The sequence below is a fragment of the Sphaerisporangium fuscum genome (genome assembly GCF_018531465.1).
Classification (GTDB): domain Bacteria; phylum Actinomycetota; class Actinomycetes; order Streptosporangiales; family Streptosporangiaceae; genus Sphaerisporangium; species Sphaerisporangium fuscum.
In genome coordinates, this window is record NZ_JAHDTF010000023.1 from 17,276 (window position 1) to 34,743 (window position 17,468).

At 71.0% G+C, this 17,468-nt stretch carries 21 protein-coding genes; 12 read left to right on the forward strand and 9 right to left on the reverse strand.

The window, feature by feature from the left end:
* Positions 1–103 precede the first annotated feature (103 nt).
* Positions 104–730, forward strand: a complete 627-nt coding sequence (locus tag KIK05_RS27715) for a copper chaperone PCu(A)C (RefSeq protein ID WP_214413798.1) — start codon at positions 104–106, stop codon at positions 728–730.
* 96 nt (positions 731–826) lie between these two features.
* Here the strand turns inward: KIK05_RS27715 and KIK05_RS27720 are convergent, their stop codons facing one another.
* Entirely contained in the window at positions 827–1,516 is a 690-nt protein-coding gene (locus tag KIK05_RS27720) for a response regulator (protein WP_214413799.1), read from the reverse strand.
* Positions 1,513–2,727, reverse strand: a complete 1,215-nt coding sequence (locus KIK05_RS27725) for a sensor histidine kinase (RefSeq protein ID WP_214413800.1) — start codon at positions 2,725–2,727, stop codon at positions 1,513–1,515. Before KIK05_RS27725 ends, KIK05_RS27720 begins: the two co-directional genes overlap by 4 nt.
* A gap of 73 nt (positions 2,728–2,800) precedes the next feature.
* On the opposite strand from KIK05_RS27725, the gene phoU reads away from it, so the two are divergent.
* Complete coding sequence (gene phoU / locus KIK05_RS27730) at positions 2,801–3,460, forward strand: phosphate signaling complex protein PhoU (protein ID WP_214413801.1); 660 nt, start codon at positions 2,801–2,803, stop codon at positions 3,458–3,460.
* A 147-nt stretch (positions 3,461–3,607) separates the two neighbouring features.
* Here phoU and KIK05_RS27735 read toward each other — a convergent pair whose 3' ends face one another.
* The 3 genes from KIK05_RS27735 to mshA form a co-directional block, all read right to left on the reverse strand.
* The gene (locus KIK05_RS27735) at positions 3,608–4,351 is read right to left on the reverse strand and encodes a phosphoglyceromutase (protein ID WP_214413802.1); all 744 of its coding nucleotides are present in this window, start codon (positions 4,349–4,351) and stop codon (positions 3,608–3,610) included.
* 60 nt (positions 4,352–4,411) lie between these two features.
* Positions 4,412–4,906 (reverse strand): type III secretion system chaperone family protein, encoded by a 495-nt coding sequence (locus tag KIK05_RS27740; RefSeq protein WP_214413803.1) that lies wholly within the window; start codon positions 4,904–4,906, stop codon positions 4,412–4,414.
* 63 nt (positions 4,907–4,969) lie between these two features.
* Positions 4,970–6,244 carry a D-inositol-3-phosphate glycosyltransferase gene (gene mshA, locus KIK05_RS27745; RefSeq protein WP_214413968.1) on the reverse strand — a complete coding sequence of 425 codons (1,275 nt, stop codon included), beginning with the start codon at positions 6,242–6,244 and terminating at the stop codon, positions 4,970–4,972.
* A gap of 158 nt (positions 6,245–6,402) precedes the next feature.
* Between mshA and KIK05_RS27750 the strand changes: the two genes are divergently transcribed.
* Both KIK05_RS27750 and KIK05_RS27755 read left to right on the forward strand, forming a co-directional pair.
* Complete coding sequence (locus tag KIK05_RS27750; protein ID WP_214413804.1) at positions 6,403–7,143, forward strand: SDR family oxidoreductase; 741 nt, start codon at positions 6,403–6,405, stop codon at positions 7,141–7,143.
* A 38-nt stretch (positions 7,144–7,181) separates the two neighbouring features.
* The gene (locus tag KIK05_RS27755) at positions 7,182–7,967 is read left to right on the forward strand and encodes a class I SAM-dependent methyltransferase (RefSeq protein WP_308250151.1); all 786 of its coding nucleotides are present in this window, start codon (positions 7,182–7,184) and stop codon (positions 7,965–7,967) included.
* Here the strand turns inward: KIK05_RS27755 and KIK05_RS27760 are convergent.
* Positions 7,964–8,482, reverse strand: coding sequence for an O-acetyl-ADP-ribose deacetylase (locus tag KIK05_RS27760; RefSeq protein WP_214413806.1), 519 nt, complete (start codon positions 8,480–8,482; stop codon positions 7,964–7,966). The genes KIK05_RS27755 and KIK05_RS27760 overlap by 4 nt on opposite strands.
* A 125-nt stretch (positions 8,483–8,607) precedes the next feature.
* Here KIK05_RS27760 and KIK05_RS27765 point away from each other — a divergent pair, with 125 nt between their 5' ends.
* The 6 genes from KIK05_RS27765 to KIK05_RS27790 all read left to right on the forward strand — a co-directional run bounded on the left by KIK05_RS27765 (position 8,608) and on the right by KIK05_RS27790 (position 13,095).
* Positions 8,608–8,964 carry a BlaI/MecI/CopY family transcriptional regulator gene (locus KIK05_RS27765; protein ID WP_214413807.1) on the forward strand — a complete coding sequence of 119 codons (357 nt, stop codon included), beginning with the start codon at positions 8,608–8,610 and terminating at the stop codon, positions 8,962–8,964.
* Positions 8,961–9,890: a M56 family metallopeptidase gene (locus KIK05_RS27770; protein WP_214413808.1), complete on the forward strand. Its 930-nt coding sequence runs from the start codon at positions 8,961–8,963 to the stop codon at positions 9,888–9,890. The genes KIK05_RS27765 and KIK05_RS27770 overlap by 4 nt, the downstream gene beginning before the upstream one ends.
* A 71-nt stretch (positions 9,891–9,961) precedes the next feature.
* On the forward strand, positions 9,962–10,447 hold the full coding sequence (locus KIK05_RS27775; RefSeq protein ID WP_214413809.1) for a helix-turn-helix domain-containing protein: 486 nt from the start codon (positions 9,962–9,964) through the stop codon (positions 10,445–10,447).
* Positions 10,448–10,450: 3 nt separating this feature from the next.
* On the forward strand, positions 10,451–10,888 hold the full coding sequence (locus tag KIK05_RS27780) for a hypothetical protein (protein ID WP_214413810.1): 438 nt from the start codon (positions 10,451–10,453) through the stop codon (positions 10,886–10,888).
* 170 nt (positions 10,889–11,058) lie between these two features.
* Positions 11,059–11,388 (forward strand): DUF2516 family protein, encoded by a 330-nt coding sequence (locus tag KIK05_RS27785; protein ID WP_214413811.1) that lies wholly within the window; start codon positions 11,059–11,061, stop codon positions 11,386–11,388.
* 120 nt (positions 11,389–11,508) lie between these two features.
* Positions 11,509–13,095 (forward strand): DUF2207 domain-containing protein, encoded by a 1,587-nt coding sequence (locus KIK05_RS27790; RefSeq protein WP_214413812.1) that lies wholly within the window; start codon positions 11,509–11,511, stop codon positions 13,093–13,095.
* Here the strand turns inward: KIK05_RS27790 and KIK05_RS27795 are convergent, their stop codons facing one another.
* Entirely contained in the window at positions 13,096–13,656 is a 561-nt protein-coding gene (locus tag KIK05_RS27795) for a TetR/AcrR family transcriptional regulator (RefSeq protein WP_250563573.1), read from the reverse strand.
* Between the two features lie 83 nt (positions 13,657–13,739).
* Between KIK05_RS27795 and KIK05_RS27800 the strand changes: the two genes are divergently transcribed.
* A complete protein-coding gene (locus KIK05_RS27800) occupies positions 13,740–14,633 on the forward strand; it encodes an NAD(P)H-binding protein (protein WP_214413813.1) in 894 nt (297 codons plus the stop codon).
* 41 nt (positions 14,634–14,674) lie between these two features.
* On the opposite strand, the gene KIK05_RS27805 is transcribed toward KIK05_RS27800, so the two are convergent.
* Positions 14,675–15,625 (reverse strand): asparaginase, encoded by a 951-nt coding sequence (locus tag KIK05_RS27805; protein ID WP_308250152.1) that lies wholly within the window; start codon positions 15,623–15,625, stop codon positions 14,675–14,677.
* A 116-nt stretch (positions 15,626–15,741) separates the two neighbouring features.
* Here KIK05_RS27805 and dtd point away from each other — a divergent pair, with 116 nt between their 5' ends.
* Positions 15,742–16,167: a D-aminoacyl-tRNA deacylase gene (gene dtd / locus KIK05_RS27810; RefSeq protein ID WP_214413815.1), complete on the forward strand. Its 426-nt coding sequence runs from the start codon at positions 15,742–15,744 to the stop codon at positions 16,165–16,167.
* Positions 16,168–16,184: 17 nt separating this feature from the next.
* Here dtd and KIK05_RS27815 read toward each other — a convergent pair whose 3' ends face one another.
* Positions 16,185–17,336 (reverse strand): epoxide hydrolase family protein, encoded by a 1,152-nt coding sequence (locus tag KIK05_RS27815; protein ID WP_214413816.1) that lies wholly within the window; start codon positions 17,334–17,336, stop codon positions 16,185–16,187.
* Positions 17,337–17,468 lie beyond the last annotated feature (132 nt).

Genomic DNA, 17,468 nt, shown 5'->3' on the forward strand with positions numbered 1-17,468 from the left:
CTGGGGGCCCGCGCGCTCCCGTCGGCCCCGCTGAGAGAGGGGTCCGGAAGCCGGATAAGGTTGCGTCTGGCCATACCCATGTGTATCAAGGAGAGCTTCAACTGTGACCAGCACCAGCCGTCGCAGGGTGATCATCGTCACCGCGCTGCTCGCAGCCGCCCCGGCGCTGGCCGCGTGTGGCGCAGGGACGGACGCCAACACCAACACCGCCTACGCTCCGACCGAGGCGAACGTGTTGATCGACAGCAACGGCACGACCAAGACCTACGGCAGGAACGGCATCAAGATCGCCCAGGCGTTCCTCCTCGGGCCGGACGCCGGTTCCCAGATCGCGGCGGGCGGCTCGATCCCGCTCTACCTGTCCATGGTGAACTACGGCACCAACGCCGACACGCTGCAGGGTGTCGCCGTGGCCGACCAGAGCGCCAGCTCCGTCCAGAGCCCGGGCCCGATCGCGCTGCCCCCCGGCAGGCTCGTCAACACCGGCCGGCCGGTCTCCCAGGTCATCGTGCAGGGCACCCAGAAGCCCCTGTACGGCGGCGAGAACGTCCGTCTGAGCCTCAAGTTCACCAACGCCGGCGACATCGAGATGACGGTCCCCGTCGTCACCCGCAGCCGCGAGTACACCGCGCTGTCGCCCGCCCCCAGCACCCCGCCGTCGACCTCCGCCACCCCGCAGGCGACCCCGTCCGCGGGCACTCCCACTCCGGACCCGACGGCCAGCAGCTGAGCCCTTCACGGCGAGAGGCCCGGTCGTACGACGACCGGGCCTCTTCCGTATTCACTGCCGCCTGCGCTCGGCGGCTCGGGGCGCTCCTTGAGGCGCTCACCCCTCCACAGGGTCGAACTTGTAGCCGAGGCCGCGGACGGTGAGAATGCAGCGCGGGTTGGACGGGTCGGACTCGACCTTCGCCCGCAGGCGCTTGACGTGCACGTCGAGGGTCTTGGTGTCGCCGACGTAGTCGGCCCCCCACACCCGGTCGATCAGCTGGCCCCGCGTGAGCACGCGCCCCGCGTTGCGCAGCAGCACCTCCAGCAGTTCGAACTCCTTCAGCGGGAGCTGCACCTGACGGCCGCGTACCGCGACGATGTGCCGGTCGACGTCCATGCGCACCGGCCCGGCCGCCAGGACGGCCTGCTCGACCTCCTCGACGTCGCCCTGCCGGCGCAGCACGGCGCGGATGCGGGCCACCAGCTCGCGCGAGGAGAACGGCTTGGTGACGTAGTCGTCGGCGCCGAGCTCCAGGCCCACCACCTTGTCGATCTCGCTGTCCTTGGCGGTCAGCATGATCACGGGGACCTTGGAGCGCTGCCGCAGCGACCGGCAGACCTCGGTGCCGGGCAGACCGGGCAGCATGAGGTCGAGGAGCACCAGGTCGGCGCCGTTGCGGTCGAAGGTGTCGAGCGCCTCGGGGCCGGTGGCCGCCACGGCCACCTCGAACCCCTCCTTGCGGAGCATGTAGGACAGGGCGTCCGAGAACGACTCTTCGTCCTCGACGACGAGCACGCGCGTCACTTCGCGGCCTCCAGGGGGATTGTTGTGCTTGGTACGGCGATCGCCGTGCCGCCGAAGGCCGGCAGACGAAGGGTGAAGGTCGAGCCGGAGCCCTCTTTGCTCCAGACGGTGACCTCGCCGCCGTGGGCGACGGCGACGTGCTTGACGATGGCCAGGCCGAGCCCCGTGCCGCCGGTCGCCCGGGACCGGGCGGCGTCGACGCGGAAGAACCTCTCGAAGATGCGTTCCTGGGAGCTCTCGGGGATGCCGATGCCCTGGTCGCTGACGCTGACCTCCACGGCCTCGCCCGCGGGTCTGGCGCTGACCACCACGCGGGTGCTCTCGGGACTGTAGGCGACGGCGTTGTCTATGAGGTTGCGCAGGGCGGTGACGAGCAGCTCGTCGTCCCCCCACACGCGCAGCCCCTCGGTGCCGCCGGCGACCAGGGTGATCTCCTTGGCGGCGGCCTTGGTGTTGCAGCGGTCGATGGCCTCGTGGACCACTTCGTCCACCGGCACGCACCCGGGGGTCGGGATGGGCTCGCCACCCTGGATGCGGGACAGGGTGATCAGGTCCTGGACGAGATAGGTGAGACGGGCGGCCTCGTGCTGCATGCGCCCGGCGAACCGGGTGACGGCCACGGGGTCCTCCGCGGCGTCCTGGATGGTCTCCGCCAGCAGGCTGAGCGCGCCGACGGGGGTCTTCAGCTCGTGGCTCACGTTGGCCACGAAGTCGCGCCGCACGGCCTCGACGCGCCGCCGTTCGGTCTGGTCCTCGGCCAGCACCAGCACCTGCCCGTGCGTGCCGAGGGGCGCGACGCGGACGGCGAAGGTGGTGGCCTCCTGGCCGAACTTGTGCCCGGCGACCTCGAACTCGCTCTCGCGGATCTCGCCGTCGCGGCGCACCTGGCGGGCGAGGGCGAGCAGTTCGGCGGCCATGAGGTGATCACCCTTGACGAGCCCGAAGGCGCGCGCCGCGGAACTGGCGCGCAGCACCTTGTCGTCACGGTCGAGCACGACCGCCGAGGAGGGTAGCACGGCGAGCACCGACGCCACCCCTTGGGGCAGGACGGTCTCTTCGTTCTCAGGGATGTCGGCGCGGCGTTTGTCCCTCGGGCGCACCGCCACCATCGCGATCGCCCCGACGACAAACCCCGCCAAAGCGGCCAGGCTCGTCACGATCTCACTCACACTTTCGATGGTAGGCGGCCTGCCTCGCAGTTCAGGACCCATGCGCCGCCTCTTTCCTGGAGAGTTCATCTTTTGGACGAAGTTCGTTCACGAACGCGCGCGTAGCGTGAGCCGCATGCGCGACGCCTTCCACGAAGAACTCAACGCTCTCACCGACCGGCTGGTCCAGATGACCCATCTGGTCCGCTCGGCCATCTCCAGGGCCACCACCGCACTGCTGGACGCCGACCTGCAGCTCGCCGAGAGCGTGATCTCCCACGACGAGGAGGTCAACCGGCTCTACGCCGAGATCGAGACCTCGATCTTCGAGCTGATGGCCACCCAGCAGCCCGTCGCCGTGGACCTGCGCACCGCCATCACCGCCCTGCGGATGGGCGGCGACCTGGAGCGCATGGGAGACCTGGCCCAGCACGTGGCGAAGATCGCGCGGATGCGGCACCCCGACTCGGCCATCCCCCCGGAGCTGCGCGACACCATCCTGGAGATGGGGCAGATCGCCGAGCGGCTGATCACCAAGACGGGCAGCTGCATCGCCTCCCACAACGTCGAGCTCGCCAAGGAGCTCGAGGACGACGACGACGCGATGGACCGGCTGCACCGCAGGCTGTTCCGGGTGCTGCTGGCGAAGGAATGGCGGCACGGCATCGAGTCGGCGATCGACATCACCCTCACCGGCCGCTACTACGAGCGGTACGCCGACCACGCCGTCCGCGTGGCCCGCGACGTGGTGTACCTCGTGACCGGCGACCGGATGGAGAGCGACTCCGCGTCCTGACCAGGCGCCCCGAGACCTCGGCGGACGGCCCGGCCGGGCGGCGCGTGAGAAAGCCCCGGACCACCAGGTCCGGGGCTTTCGCCTGTGCGGAGGCGGGCCGTCGAGCGCGGCCGCGTCGGCCCGGACGAACGCGGCCAGGGCGGGCGGCTACCTGCCCTGGTTGGCGACGGCCTCGATGGCGGCCCTGGCGGCCTCGGGGTCGAGGTACTCGCCGCCGGCCTTCACCGGCTTGAAGTCCTCGTCGAGCTCGTAGCGCAGGGGGATGCCGGTGGGGATGTTCAGCTTGGCGATCTCTTCGTCGCCGATGCCGTCGAGGTGCTTGACCAGCGCGCGCAGGGAGTTGCCGTGGGCCACCACCAGGGTGGTGCGGCCGGCCGCGAGGTCGGGGACGACGCGGTCGTACCAGTAGGGCAGCATGCGCTGCACGACGTCCTTCAGGCACTCGGTGCGCGGCATGAGCTCCGGCGGAAGCGTGGCGTACCTCGCGTCACCGACCTGCGAGAACTCGTCGTCGTCGGGCAGCGGCGGCGGCGGGACGTCGTAGGAGCGGCGCCAGAGGGTGAACTGCTCGTCACCGAACTCCTCGCGGGTCTGCGCCTTGTTCTTGCCCTGGAGCGCGCCGTAGTGCCGCTCGTTGAGCCGCCACGAGCGGGAGACCGGCAGCCACAGCAGGTCGGCTTCGCCGAGCGCGAGGTTGGCGGTCTGGATCGCCCGCGTCAGGACCGAGGTGTGCACGACGTCGGGACGGACCCCCGCGTCGAGCAGCAGCCTGCCGCCGCGCCGCGCCTCCTGCTCGCCCGCGGGCGAGAGCGTGACGTCGACCCAGCCGGTGAACAGGCCCTTCGCGTTCCACTCACTCTCGCCATGCCGCAATAGCACCAAAGTAGCCATGCGCCCAAGCTTAGGGTCTGCCCGGTTTGACGCGCAGCGGAGGCGGGGCGGCGACCGGGCTCAGGCCTCGCGCCGGCTGCGTTCGACGATGCCCTCGAACGCCCGGAGGTTCGCCAGCGACTCCCCGCGCTTGACCCGCCAGTCCCACTCACGCCGGATCGAGGAGGCGAACCCGAGCTCCAGGGCGCGGTCGAACCATTCGTCGGCATAGGTCAGCACGCACCCGAGCAGCCGGTCGATCTCCTCCTCGGAGATCGACGCCAGCGGCAGGTGCCCGACCAGGTGGACGTCGCCCACGGAGTCGAGCGCGAAGTGCACGCCGTACATCGAGCCGTTCTTGGTCAGCAGCCAGCGGTAGAACTCGGTGTGGTTCTCGTCGGGCTGCCGGCAGAAGAACGCCTCGACGTGCAGGGCGTTGTCCGAGATGGTGAGCCAGGTCATGGTCGCCAGTTTGTGCTGCCCGGGGAGCTTGGCCAGGAAGGCCCCGGGGCGGGGCCGCTCGTAGGAGACCTCGGCGGCCTTCAGCGCGGCCTCGACGACCGCCTCGTGATCCATGACAGTGCACACTCCCGCGTTGAGGATCCCGGGCGACGACGCTACCCGAAGCCGCCCGGGCCGTCAGAGGTTGGCGGCGACCGGCGTGCGGCGCAGGCCGGCCATGGCGTCCTGGTAGACCTCCAGCAGGCGGGCCGCGGTGGCGGACCAGCCGAAGGCGGCCGCATGCTCCCTCGCCCCGGAGGCCAGCGAGTCGCGCCAGGCGGGGCGGTCGACGAACGCGCGCAGCGCGGTCGCCCAGGTCTGGGGTTCGTGCCCGTCGACGAGCACGCCGGAGCGGTCGTGCCGGACGGCGGTGCGCAGCCCGCCGACCGCGGCCGCCGCGACCGGGGTGCCGCAGGCCTGCGACTCCAGCGCGACCAGGCCGAAGGATTCGCTGTAGGAGGGGACGACCGTGACGTCGGCCGCGCGGTACCAGTCGGCCAGTTCGTCCTGCGGGGCCGGCGGCGCGAGCCGTACGACGTCGGAGATGCCGAGCTCGGCCGCGAGGTCGGTGAGGAGGGAGGGGCGGGCGAGCCCGTTGCCGCTGGGGCCGCCCACGCAGGCCACGATCAGCCGGGAACGCAGAGCGGGGTCCTCGGCGAGCATGCGCGCGGTCGCCTTGAGCAGGACGTCGGGGGCCTTGAGGGGCTGGATGCGGCCGACGAAGAGCATGATGTGGGCGTCCTGCGGGAGTTCGAGCCTGCGCCGCGCGGCGCCCTTGGAGGCGGGCTGGAACACCCGGAGGTTGACGCCGGGGTTCACCACCTGCACCCGTTCGGTGGGCGCGTGGTAGAGATCGATCAGCTCGCGCGCCTCGTCGGCGGTGTTGGCGATCAGGCGGTCGGCCATGTCGACGACCTGCTCCTCGCCGAGGACCCGGGCGACCGGTTCCGGCTTGTCGCCCTCGGCCAGCAGGAGGTTCTTGACCTTGGCCATGGTGTGCATGGTGTGCACCAGCGGCACGCCCCAGCGTTCCTTGGCGAGCCAGCCGACCTGTCCGGAGAGCCAGTAGTGGGAGTGGATGAGGTCGTAGTACCCGGGCTCGTACCTCGCCTCGGTGCGCAGGACGCCCCACAGGAACGCGCACAGCTGCCGGGGGAGGTCGCCCTTGTCGAGTTCCTCGTAGGGGCCGGCGGTGATGTGACGTACGGTGACGCCCGGCTGCAGTTCGACGGTGGGGGGCAGGTCGCGGGCGGTCTGGCGGGTGAAGATCTCGACCTCGACGCCCAGCTCCGCGAGGCGCCTGGCGGCCTCGACGATGTAGACGTTCATGCCGCCCGCGTCGCCGGTGCCCGGCTGGTCCAGCGGGGACGTGTGCATGCTGATCGTCGCGACGCGGTTGATCCGGCGTGCGATGGGTCCTCGCGGCACCTGACACCACCTCCAGCACGGTTATAACTGACGAAAACAACGCGAGATTCCCGATAGAGGGTCATACCAGCCCGTGTAAAGCCTGGCCCCGGGCCCTGGCAGGATGACGGGCGGGCACACAGCGAGCGACCTGAGGACGGGACATGACCAAGACAGCGGTGGTGACGGGCGCGAGCAGCGGCATCGGTGAGGCGACGGCCCGCCGGCTCGCGGCGGAGGGGTACGACGTCGTGGCGGCCGCCCGGCGGCGTGACCGGCTCGACAAGCTCGCGGCCGAGGTGCCGGGCATCCGTCCCTTCACCCTCGATGTGACCTCCGACGAGTCGGTGGCCGAGTTCGCGGGCTCGCTCGAGCGCTGTGACGTCCTGGTCAACAACGCCGGCGGGGCCGTCGGCCTGGAGACGGTCGCCGAGGGGCTGGTCGACGACTGGCAGCGCATGTACGAGGTGAACGTGCTGGGCTCGCTGCGCATGACCAAGGCGCTGCTGCCCAAGCTGATCGAGTCCGGCGACGGCGTCCTGGTGATGCTGACGTCCACGGCGGGCTTCATCTCCTACGAGGGCGGAGGCGGCTACAGCGCGGCCAAGCACGGGCAGACCGCGATGACCGAGACGCTGCGCCTGGAGCTGTGCGGCGAGCCGGTCCGGGTCGTCGAGATCGCGCCCGGCATGGTCCGCACCGAGGAGTTCGCGCTCACCCGCTTCCGCGGTGACACCGAGCGCGCCGAGAAGGTGTACGCCGGCGTGCCGAACCCTCTGACCGCCGACGACGTGGCCGACGCCATCGCCTGGTGCGTCACCCGGCCCGCCCACGTGAACGTCGACCGGCTGGTCATCCGCCCGCGGGCGCAGGCCGCCCAGCACAAGGTCCACCGGATCTCCTGAGCACGGCCATGAGGGGTGGGACGGCGAGGCGCGGTCCCGTGGGCGAGATCACCCGCGGGACCACCGGGCACAACCGGCTGCGCCGCTGCGACCGGTGGACCGCCGCGGTGTACGGGCCGCTGCTGGTCTCCGCCGACCGGCCGCTGGTGGTCGACCTCGGGTACGGGGCCTCGCACGTGACCACCTCCGAGCTCTTCCTGCGGCTGCGCCACGTGCGTCCCGACGTGGAGGTGGTGGGCGTCGAGATCGACCCCGCGCGCGTGGCGGCGGCCAAGCCGTACGAACGGCCGGGGCTGAGCTTCGTGCGCGGCGGCTTCGAACTGCCGGTGGGCCGCCGGCCGCTGATCGTCCGCGCGTTCAACGTGCTCAGGCAGTACGACGAGGGGCGGGCGTGGGAGGCGTGGGACCTTCTCCGCTCCCGGCTGGCCCCCGGCGGCGTGGTCGTCGAGGGCACCTGCTCGGAGATCGGCCATCGTGCCGCCTGGGTGACCCTGGACGCCGGCGGGCCGCGCACGGTCACCCTGGCCACCCGCCTCACGGGGTTCGAGCGCCCCTCCGACCTCGCCGAACGGCTGCCGAAGACGCTCATCCACCGCAACGTGCCCGGGGAGAGGGTCCACGCGTTCCTCCGAGATTTCGACCACGCCTGGACGGTCTCGGCGCCGTACGGCGCCTACGGCATGCGTCCCCGCTGGATGGCGGCGGTCGAGCGGCTGGCCGAGACGTGGCCGGTCGCGACCACTCCCCCGCTCGGCGGAAGGCGGCGATGGCGTCTGGGCGAGGTGACCGTGCCGTGGCCGGCCCTGGCCCCGGCGGACTCCTAGGCGTCGAGGCGGCGGAGCTCTTCCTCGAAGACGGCGTACGCCTCCGCGCCGAACAGCACGAAACGGGCCTCCGTCACCTGGGCGGAGGACTCCCGCACGGTCGACAGCGCGATGCGGGCGGCGTCGTCCATCGGCCAGCCGTAGACACCCGCCGAGATCGCCGGGAAGGCGACCACCTTGGCGCCCAGCCCGTCGGCGACCTTCAGCGATTCGGTGTAGCAGGAGGCGAGCAGGTGGGAGCGGTCCTCCGACCTGGCGTACACCGGGCCCACCGTGTGGATCACCCACCGGGCCGGGAGGCGTCCGGCGGTCGTGGCGACCGCCTGCCCGGTCGGCAGCCCTTTTTCGTATCGGCTCGCGCGCAGGGCACGGCACTCCTGGAGGATCTCGGGGCCGCCCCGCCGGTGGATCGCCCCGTCGACGCCGCCACCGCCCAGCAGCGACGAGTTGGCGGCGTTCACGATCGCGTCGGCCCGCTCCTCGGTGATGTCACCCTGCACCAGCGTTATCTCCATACGATCGAGCCTCGCAGCCTCCGGGGGCGTTGACAATCGGGGTCACCCGGCGGGTGACGAGAGTCACGCCGCGACCCGCACGTTACCTCTACACGTCGTAGTACTACTCCGGGTAGGCTTGCCTCGTGAAGGGTCTCGGCGAGCTTGAACGCAGCATCATGGACATCCTCTGGGCCCACGAGGGCCCGTTGACCGCCAGGGAGGTCGGCCGTCTGATCGCCGACCGCGACCTCGCCCCCACCACCGTTATGACGGTTCTCGACCGGCTGACCCGCAAAGGATTCCTCAACCGCACCCGTGACGGCCGCGCGTGGCGCTATGAGGCCAGTGCGAGCCGCGACGCCTACGTCGCGGAGCTTATGCTGGAGGCACTCGACATGACCGGGGACCGTTCGGCGGCGCTCACGCGCTTCGCCCAGACGGTCTCGGGCTCCGAGGCCGACATCCTGCGCAGAGCACTTACGGAGCTGGAAGAAGAGTGATCACCGCCGCCGTCCTCGCCGCGCTCGCCATGGCGTGCGCGATGGGCGCATGGCGGCTCACGTTCGCCAAGTGGCCGTGGCGGGCCCCCAGGGCCGCGATCCTGCTCTGGCAGTCCCTCGGCGTGACGTGGGGTCTGGCGAGCGTCGGCGCCCTGCTGGCGTACGCCCTGGAGCCGTACGGCGGCGGCGTCGTCTACGGCCTGCACGCCTTCGTCGACTCGGCCGTCTCCTTCGGCACCGGCCACGGACTGCTGAAGCCCTACGACCTGCCCCGCGTGAGCGCGCTGATCGCCGGCCTCACGCTCCTCGCCGTGCTGGTGACGGTGCTGCTGGCCGCCGGGGTGCAGACCCTGCGCGCGCGGCGGCGCCACCGCGTGCTGCTGGCCCTCATCGCCCACGAAGATCCGGGCGTCCCCGGCGTGCGCGTGGTCGACCACCCCGGCGCGGCGGCGTACTGCCTGCCCGGGCTGATGGGGTCGGAGGTCGTCGTGAGCGCGGGCACGCTCTCGTTGCTCCACCCCGACGAGCTCACCGCGGTGCTCGCCCACGAGGCCGCGCACGCGCGCGAGCGGCACGATCTGGTGCTCCTGCCGTTCACGGCGCTCAACTGGGCGCTTCCCTGGCTCAGCGTGGTGCGCAACGCCCACTCCTCGGTGGCCCTTCTGGTCGAGATGGCCGCCGACGACCGTGCCCGCCGCTACTGCTCCCCGCGGCGCCTGGCGACCGCGCTGCTGCGGTTCGGCACCGCCGGCGCCGTGCCCGCTCCGGACGGGGCCCTCGGCGCCTCCGGCGAGCATGTCATGGCCAGGGTGAACCGCCTGGTCAAGCCCGGTCCCACCTTCCCGAGACACGCCCGGGTCAGTGTGATCACGTTTTCGATCCTGCTGTCCGCCTCCGCTCCCCTACTGTGGATCTATCCGGCCTGAACGCTTCCGTTGCTTGCAGTCGTTAGCCAGCGCGTTTGCAATTGCAAGCAGCGTGAGGCAGACTGAAGGGCATGGAACTACCGAAGGTCGGCTCGATCGGCGAGTACATCCGCGATCAGCGGAAGCAGGCGAAGATCTCTCTGCGCCAGCTCGCCAGTCAGGCAGGGGTCTCCAACCCCTACCTGAGCCAGATCGAGCGCGGGCTTCGCAAGCCGAGCGCGGAGATCCTCAACCAGATAGCCAAGGGTCTGCGCATCTCGTCCCAGGCGCTGTACGTGCAGGCGGGTCTCATCGAAGACCGGGAGCCCGACAGCGACGTGCTGACCGCGATCAGGGCCGACCGCACCATCACCGAGCGGCAACGCCAGGTGCTGATCGACATTTACGAGTCGTTTCGCAAGGAGAACCGAGCCGGGGCCCCGACCACAGCCGAGCGGACCTCCCAGAACGCCCGGACGGAGTCGGAGCCCCAAGGGGTCGACGCGGTTCCCGAACAGGAGGGTGCGACCTCCTCGTCGCCAGACGACCGCATTCAACCGGAACCCAAGGAAGGTTAACCCATGCCTCTCAACGACGAAGTCAAGAAGCTCGCCGAGTCCAAGCCGTTCTATGCCGTGGCCGGGGCGGGTGACTACGCGATGGAGAAGCTGCGCGAGCTGCCCGAGCAGTTCCACCGCCTCCAGTCGCGCCGCTCCGAGGTGGGCGCCATGGCGCGCGACCTTCCGCTGATGGCCCGGCGCTACGCCGGCAACGTGCAGGTCAAGGCCGAGGAGGTCGCCAAGGACTTCCCCGAGAAGGCCAAGGCCTACGCCGACACCATCGCCTCCAGGGCCGTCACGCTGTACGACGAGTTCGCCGACCGCGGCCGCAAGGTCGTCAGCCGGGTGACCGGCGAGGCCGCGCTCGAGCTCGAGGAGGTCTCCACCAGCGCCGAGCCGGCGACCGCTTCCCGTGGCGGCGCCCGCAAGACCACCCGCGGCACCACCACCAAGGCCTGAGCCCACGAGTCCGCTCACAGCGGCCCGTCCCGGAACACGGGGCGGGCCGCGCTCGTTGGTCAGGGCAGGCAACCGGCCGAGCCGGTCCGATGATCGAACCCGTCCCCGCGGACATCGCCATCGGCACTAGGCTGAACCACGGCCAACCACATCACCCCGGGAGAGGCACGATGCTCGAGATTCACGGCTTCTTGGATCTCATCTTCTGGCTGCTCGGCGTCGCCGCCTTCGTCCTGTCGGTCTGGGCCCTCGTCCACGCGATCAGGACCCCGGCGCGGGCGTTCGCGGTCGCCGGCAAGCAGAGCAAGCAGATCTGGCTGCTCATCCTCGGTTTCGCGACGCTGTTCACCTTCGCCGCCGCGGTGCGTTACCTCCCGACCCTCGGCATCTTCACGATCCTCGCCGTCATCGGCGCCGGCGTCTACCTCGCCGACGTCAAGCCCGCGGTCAACGAGATCGGCAGGGGCGGCGGGAACAACGGGCCGTACGGACCCTGGTGACCGAGACTTCAAGGTTTCTTGAGCTGTGGATGCCCGTCCGTTGTCTATCGGCGCCGCCCGCTAGGCTGACGGGCCATGGTAGATCTCGCCCGCCGGCTCGCGCTCGCAAGCGCGATCGTGATGACCGTTCTTGCAGCCGCCCCGGCGCACGCTGAGGCCGACAGCGTCAACAAAACGGACATCACGGCCGAGTTGCGCCCCGGCGGCGTGCTCCACGTCAAGGAGCAGATCTCCTACACCGGTCAGCCCCGGCGCACGCTCCTCACGCGCACTCGCTACGACGACGCCAACGACCGCCTCTACCGCGTCACCGGCTTCAAGGGCGAGGGCACCCTGTCCGGTGACACCATCGCCCTCACCGGCAAGAACGGCTCGGCGACGATCGAATACGACGTGGCGGGCGCGGTGGCCCCGGCCGGTGGCGGCGAGGAGCTGCGCTGGTACGTCGTCAGCGGCTGGTCGGCCCCCGTCAAGGACGCCGTGGTCAAGCTGAGCGGCCCCTCCCCCCTGCAGAACCTCTCGTGCTTCGCCGGAGACCTCGCCTCCGCCACCGGCTGCACCGCGGCCTCCATGGACGAGAGCGGCACCCGGGCCGAGTTCGAGCAGCAGGGCCTGGGCCCGTCCCAGGCGTTCACCGTCGTGGCCGGCTTCCCCGCCGGGGCCAGCGGCGGCAAGCCCATCCTCGAGCGGCGGTTCGAGCTCGCCAACGCGTTCGCGCTCAACACCCTCACCGGTGGCGCCCTCGTCGGCCTCCTGGTGCTGCTGCTCGGCGGCGTCGGGCTGCTCTACTGGACGCGCGGGCGCGACGCCCGCGTCCTCGACCACGAGGCCGGCGGCACGGTGACCACGACGCGCGACGGCCGGTTCTCCCCGCCGGACGGCGTCCGGCCCGGCCAGATCGGCACGCTGATCGACGAGCAGGCCGACGTGATCGACGTGACGGCCACGATCGTCGACCTGGCCGTGCGCGGATACATCCGCATCGACGAGCAGCCGCGCGGCGCGTACGACGCTCCCGACTGGCTGCTGGTGAAGCTGCCCGACGCTCCTCTGGAAGCCCTCCTCGACTACGAGCGGGCCCTCCACCAGGCGATCTTCGACGGGCGCGACTACGTGCTGCTGTCGCAGCTCCACGGCACGTTCGCGTCGGGGCTCGGCAAGGTGCGCGACGCGCTGTACCGCGACGTGGTGGCGCAGGGCTGGTTCGCCCGGCGCCCCGACTCCGTACGCACCCGCTGGACCACGATCGGCGTGATCGTCACCGCTCTCGGCGTGCTCGCCACCGTGCTGCTCGCCTGGTTCACGACGTACGGCCTGCTCGGCCTGGCGCTGATCATCGCGGGCGCGGCACTGTCGGTCGGCGGCCAGTACATGCCGGCCAAGACCGCGAAGGGGTCGGCCGCTCTGGCCCACACGCTCGGCTTCCGCGACTACCTCGCCTCGGGCGAGATCGGCGAGGTGCCGCCCGCCCAGCGCATCGAGCTGTTCTCCCGCTACCTGCCGTACGCCGTGGTGTTCGACAACGTCGACCGCTGGGCCCGCGTGGTGGCCTCCCTGAACGGCAACGCCAGGCAGGCCGACAACCTGTACTGGTACCAGGGCCCCGCCGAGTGGGACCTTTCCAAGTTCGCCGACTCGATGCGCACCCTGACGCTCACCACCTCAGGCGCGATCTCCGCGTCCCGCCAGTTCCGCCGCCCGATCTAGCTACCTGGGGGCGCGGATGCCCTCGAGCAGAAGCGTGACGTGCCTGCGCCAGCCGCCGGCGCCGGTCATGTTGGCCATGGCGCCACGGGTGATGAGGACGAAGTCGTCGGCGCGAAAGTCCTCACGGAGGAGGCCGGCGTCGACGGCGCGCCGCACGATGCGTTCGATGATCGCCGACAGATCCGTCTTCTCGGCGGCGATGTCGTTCCAGCTCGGCTCTTCCGGGCCGAGAAGCGCGAAGCGGAACGCGGCGTCGGCCTCCGCGGACTCCAGGTAGCCGTAGAGCAGCGTCTCGAACGCCGCCCAGGGATCCTGGGCCTCGTCGGCGGCACGGGCGAGGGTGGTTATCGCCTCGAACCGGCGGCCGATGATCGCCGCGAGTAGCGCTCTCTTGTCGGCGAAGTGCCGGTAGAGGGTGCCGACACCCAAGCCGGCGCGCTCGGCGATCTCGTCCATCTGCACGGCGTCGCCTCGCTGCGCGAACAGCTCGCCTGCGGCGTCGAGGACGGCCTCGCGGTTGCGCCGCGCGTCGGCGCGCAGCGAGCGTTGGGGAGCGGTCATGGTCACTTCACTTTAGTTGACGCTGCGCGGAAGCCCGCCCTATATTCGGAACCGGAGTTCATGTTCAGGTTAGAGGAGATGCGATGATCGTCATAACCACGCCGACAGGGCAGATCGGCAGCCGGCTGGTCCGTCGGTTGCTCGATCGGGACAAGGAGGTTCGCGTCGTCGTCCGTGACGCCTCGCGTCTGGATGACAAGGTCCGTGAGCGGGTCGAGACCGTCGAGGGGTCCCACGACGATCCGGCCGTGCTCGACAAGGCACTGCCCGGGGCCGAAGCGCTGTTCTGGCTCGTCCCGCCGAACCCGCGGGCGCCGAGCGCCGAGGAGCACTACCTCGGTTTCGCCCGGGCGGGCGCCGCTGCCGTCGCCCGCCACGATGTCGGTCACGTCGTCGGGGTGTCCAGCGCCGGGCACGGCTGGCCGGCCCCGGCAGGCGTCCTCTCGGCGGCCTTCGCGATGGACGCCGAACTCGGCAGGTCCGGTGCGGCGTATCGGGCGTTGTCCATGCCCTTCTACATGGAGAACCTCCTCGGGCAGGTCGACGCGATCCGCACGCAAGGCGCGTTCTACCTGACCTGTGCGGGTGACCTGCCGCTAGCGATGATCGCGACGCGGGACATCGCCGACACCGCCGCCGACCTGCTCACCGATCTGTCCTGGGCCGGGCAGGAGAACCTCCCGGTGTTCGGCCCCGACCGGCTGACCCCGGACGGTATGGCCGAGGTGATCAGCCAGGAACTCGGGCGGCCGGTCACCTACCGTCGCATGAGCATGGACGACTACGCATCGCTGCTCCGCTCCCGAGGCGCCGGGGACCAGGCGGTCAAGGACCTGACCGAGGCCTTCGCCGCACAGGACCACGGCGTCTACGACGCGGACTGGGCGGCCGCCGAGCCCACGTCAACCGACTTCCGCACCTGGTGCAGGGAAGTGCTCGCGCCCGCCGCCGACGCCCAGGCATCCCGGCACGAGTGAGGGCCGGAGGCGGGAGCAGCGGGCCACATCGGCCCGAATGCTCACACCTCGCCGCGTACGCGCACCTCGCCCACCGGGCGGCCGCCGCCGAACTGCGGCGGGGTGGCGAGGACGTCCAGTTCCGGAGCGTCCAGGCCGAGCGCACGCAGGAGGGCCACCGTCACCGGGACCCGGGCACGCGAGCCGCCGTCCTCGATCTTCACGGTGCCGGCGCGGCCGTCCTCGAAGGCGAACGCGTCGAACGCCTCCGCGCCCGACTTCAGCATCAGGCCGGGAATGGCGCGCATGAGGGCCGTCTCGGGGCGGGTGGTCCCCGACGTCCACTCCGGGTGGGCGCGCATCGCGTCCGCGATGCGGCGTTCGGGGGTGCCGGGCTCGGCCAGCGTGAACGCCCGGAACGCGCGCGCGATGCCCGCCATCGAGGCGAAGAAGAGCGGCGCGCCGCAGCCGTCGACCCCCGTCGCCGCGACCCGCTCGCCGGTGAGTTCCTCGGCCGTCGCACGGATGGCCCGCTGGAGGGGGTGCGCCGGGTGCAGGTAGTTGTCGGTCGGCCAGCCGTTCGTCACGCAGGTGGCCAGCATCGCGGCGTGCTTGCCGGAGCAGTTCATGGTGACGCGCGCCGGTCCGCCGCCGGCCCGGAGCACGCGGTGCGCCGTGGGCTGGTCCAGGGGAAGGTCCTCGGGGCACTGGAGCGCCGTCTCGTCGAGCCCGACCGTGGCGAGGATCTTGGAGACGCCCTCGACGTGGAAGTCCTCCCCGGAGTGGCTCGCGCAGGCGAGGGCGAGGAGCTCGCCGTCCAGGTCCAGTCCGGAACGCACCATCCCCAGCGCCTGCAAGGGCTTCATGGACGAGCGCGGCGAAGCCGCCGCGGCGACGTCGCCCCGCGCCACGACCGGTGCCGCATCGGCGTCCAGAGCGAAAACCCAGGCCCGGTGAACGGATTCCACGAACCCGGAACGGACGACTTCCACGATCAATGGCGCAACGGACACGTCATCTCCTTTCGCAGAAGAGTGTACGGACCGTGCATCCATCGTGTTCACCGCCGATACCCCCTCAAGACTCCATAAACCGCTGAGGTCCGCGGGCGATGAGAGAATCGGTGACCATGCGTGCCGTTGTTCAGCGAGTGAGTTCCGCGTCGGTGGTCGTCGACGGGCGGACCGTGGGGGCCATCGACGAGCCGGGGTTGCTCGTGCTGGTGGGGGTGACCCACGACGACGGGCCCGCGGAGGCGGCGAAACTGGCCGCCAAGCTGTGGGGCCTGCGCATCCTGTCCGGTGAGAAGTCCTGCTCCGACATCGGCGCCCCCCTGCTGGTGGTCAGCCAGTTCACGCTGTACGGCGACGCCCGCAAGGGCCGCCGCCCCACCTGGCAGGCGGCGGCCCCCGGCCCGGTGGCCGAACCGCTCGTGGACGCCGTCGTGGCCGAGCTCCGCTCTCTCGGCGCACGGGTCGAGACGGGGATCTTCGGGGCCGACATGAAGGTCCACCTCGTCAACGACGGCCCCATCACCCTCGTCCTGGAGATCTGAGCCCCCGCGGACGGGTGTCAGCGGAAGCGGCGGAAGAACCCGCGCAGGTCGTCGACCAGCAGGTCCGAGGCGTCGTGGGCGGCCCAGTGGCTGCCGCGGTCGTACTCGTTCCAGGACACGATGTTCTTGTGGTCGCGGTCGGCGAAGCGCCGCAGCGGGCGGAAGTCGTAGGCGAACGACGCCAGCCCCAGGGGGAAGGTCGTCGGCTCGGTCACCCGCTCGGCGTGGTGGTTCTCGTAGTAGAAGCGCGCCGAGGACGCCGCGGTGTTGGTGAGCCAGTAGATCGTGGCGTTGGTCAGGATGACGTCGGGGTCGGGCACGCCGGCCAGGAGCTGGCCGATCCAGGCGAGCTGCCCGGCGGGCGAGTCGGCCAGGGCGTGGGCGAGGGTCTGCGGCTGCGCCTGCTGGGCCCGGTCGTGGATCGCGTGCTCGACGAAACCGCCGAGGAACTGCAGGTAGCCCTGCTCCTCGGGGGTGAGACCGGCCAGCTCGGCAGGGTCGCCGGAGGGGAACGAGAAGATCTGGTTGACGTGCACGCCCACCACGCGGTCGGGGTGGCGGCGGCCGAGCTCGGGGCTGACGATCGCGCCCGCGTCGTTGCCGTGCGCGCCGAACCGCTCGTAGCCGAGCCGGCTCATCAGCTCCGCCCACGCGTCGGCGGTGCGGGCCGCGTCCCAGCCCTTGGTGCGGGTGTGGCCGGAGAAGCCGAAGCCGGGCAGGGACGGGATCACCACGTGGAAGGCGTCGGCGGGGTCGCCGCCGTGCGCGGCCGGGTCGGTGAGCGGACCGACCAGGTCCAGGTACTCCACGAAGGTGTTGGGCCAGCCGTGGGTGAGGATCAGCGGCGTGGCGTCCTCGTGCGGCGAGCGGACGTGCACGAAGTGGATCGTCTGGCCGTCGATCTCGGTGGTGAACTGGGGGAAGGAGTTGAGCCTGGCCTCCTGGGCCCGCCAGTCGAAGTCGCGCCAGCGGGCGACCAGGTCGCGGACGAAGGACCCGGGCACGCCGTACTCCCAGCCGGGCTGGATCGGGCCGCGCTGCACGCCGTCGGTCACCTCCTCCGACGGCAGCTCCTCGGCGAAGCGGGTGTGGGCCAGGCGGGCGGCCAGGTCGTCCAGCTCGGCCTGCGGAACATCGATCGTGAACGGCGTGATCGCCTTACTGGTCATTGGATCTCCTTGGGTGGTGCGTTTACCTGCACCAGCGTGGCAGCGGGCGATCTCCGCCAGTAGTGCCTGGCGCACCGGTCCGGATGCGGTTCGGAGACCCGTCCGTACGCGTTCGCACCCTTGTAGTGTGCA

Coding starts and splice junctions, on each gene's coding strand:
- dtd (WP_214413815.1), top strand. CDS start 15,742: ATGCGTGCCGTTGTTCAGCGAGTGAGTTCCGCGTCGGTGGTCGTCGAC.
- KIK05_RS27775 (WP_214413809.1), top strand. CDS start 9,962: ATGGAACTACCGAAGGTCGGCTCGATCGGCGAGTACATCCGCGATCAG.
- phoU (WP_214413801.1), top strand. CDS start 2,801: ATGCGCGACGCCTTCCACGAAGAACTCAACGCTCTCACCGACCGGCTG.
- KIK05_RS27815 (WP_214413816.1), bottom strand. CDS start 17,336: ATGACCAGTAAGGCGATCACGCCGTTCACGATCGATGTTCCGCAGGCC.
- KIK05_RS27790 (WP_214413812.1), top strand. CDS start 11,509: ATGACCGTTCTTGCAGCCGCCCCGGCGCACGCTGAGGCCGACAGCGTC.
- KIK05_RS27780 (WP_214413810.1), top strand. CDS start 10,451: ATGCCTCTCAACGACGAAGTCAAGAAGCTCGCCGAGTCCAAGCCGTTC.
- KIK05_RS27740 (WP_214413803.1), bottom strand. CDS start 4,906: ATGGATCACGAGGCGGTCGTCGAGGCCGCGCTGAAGGCCGCCGAGGTC.
- KIK05_RS27760 (WP_214413806.1), bottom strand. CDS start 8,482: ATGGAGATAACGCTGGTGCAGGGTGACATCACCGAGGAGCGGGCCGAC.
- KIK05_RS27725 (WP_214413800.1), bottom strand. CDS start 2,727: ATGGGTCCTGAACTGCGAGGCAGGCCGCCTACCATCGAAAGTGTGAGT.
- KIK05_RS27735 (WP_214413802.1), bottom strand. CDS start 4,351: ATGGCTACTTTGGTGCTATTGCGGCATGGCGAGAGTGAGTGGAACGCG.
- KIK05_RS27795 (WP_250563573.1), bottom strand. CDS start 13,656: ATGACCGCTCCCCAACGCTCGCTGCGCGCCGACGCGCGGCGCAACCGC.
- KIK05_RS27800 (WP_214413813.1), top strand. CDS start 13,740: ATGATCGTCATAACCACGCCGACAGGGCAGATCGGCAGCCGGCTGGTC.
- KIK05_RS27785 (WP_214413811.1), top strand. CDS start 11,059: ATGCTCGAGATTCACGGCTTCTTGGATCTCATCTTCTGGCTGCTCGGC.
- KIK05_RS27750 (WP_214413804.1), top strand. CDS start 6,403: ATGACCAAGACAGCGGTGGTGACGGGCGCGAGCAGCGGCATCGGTGAG.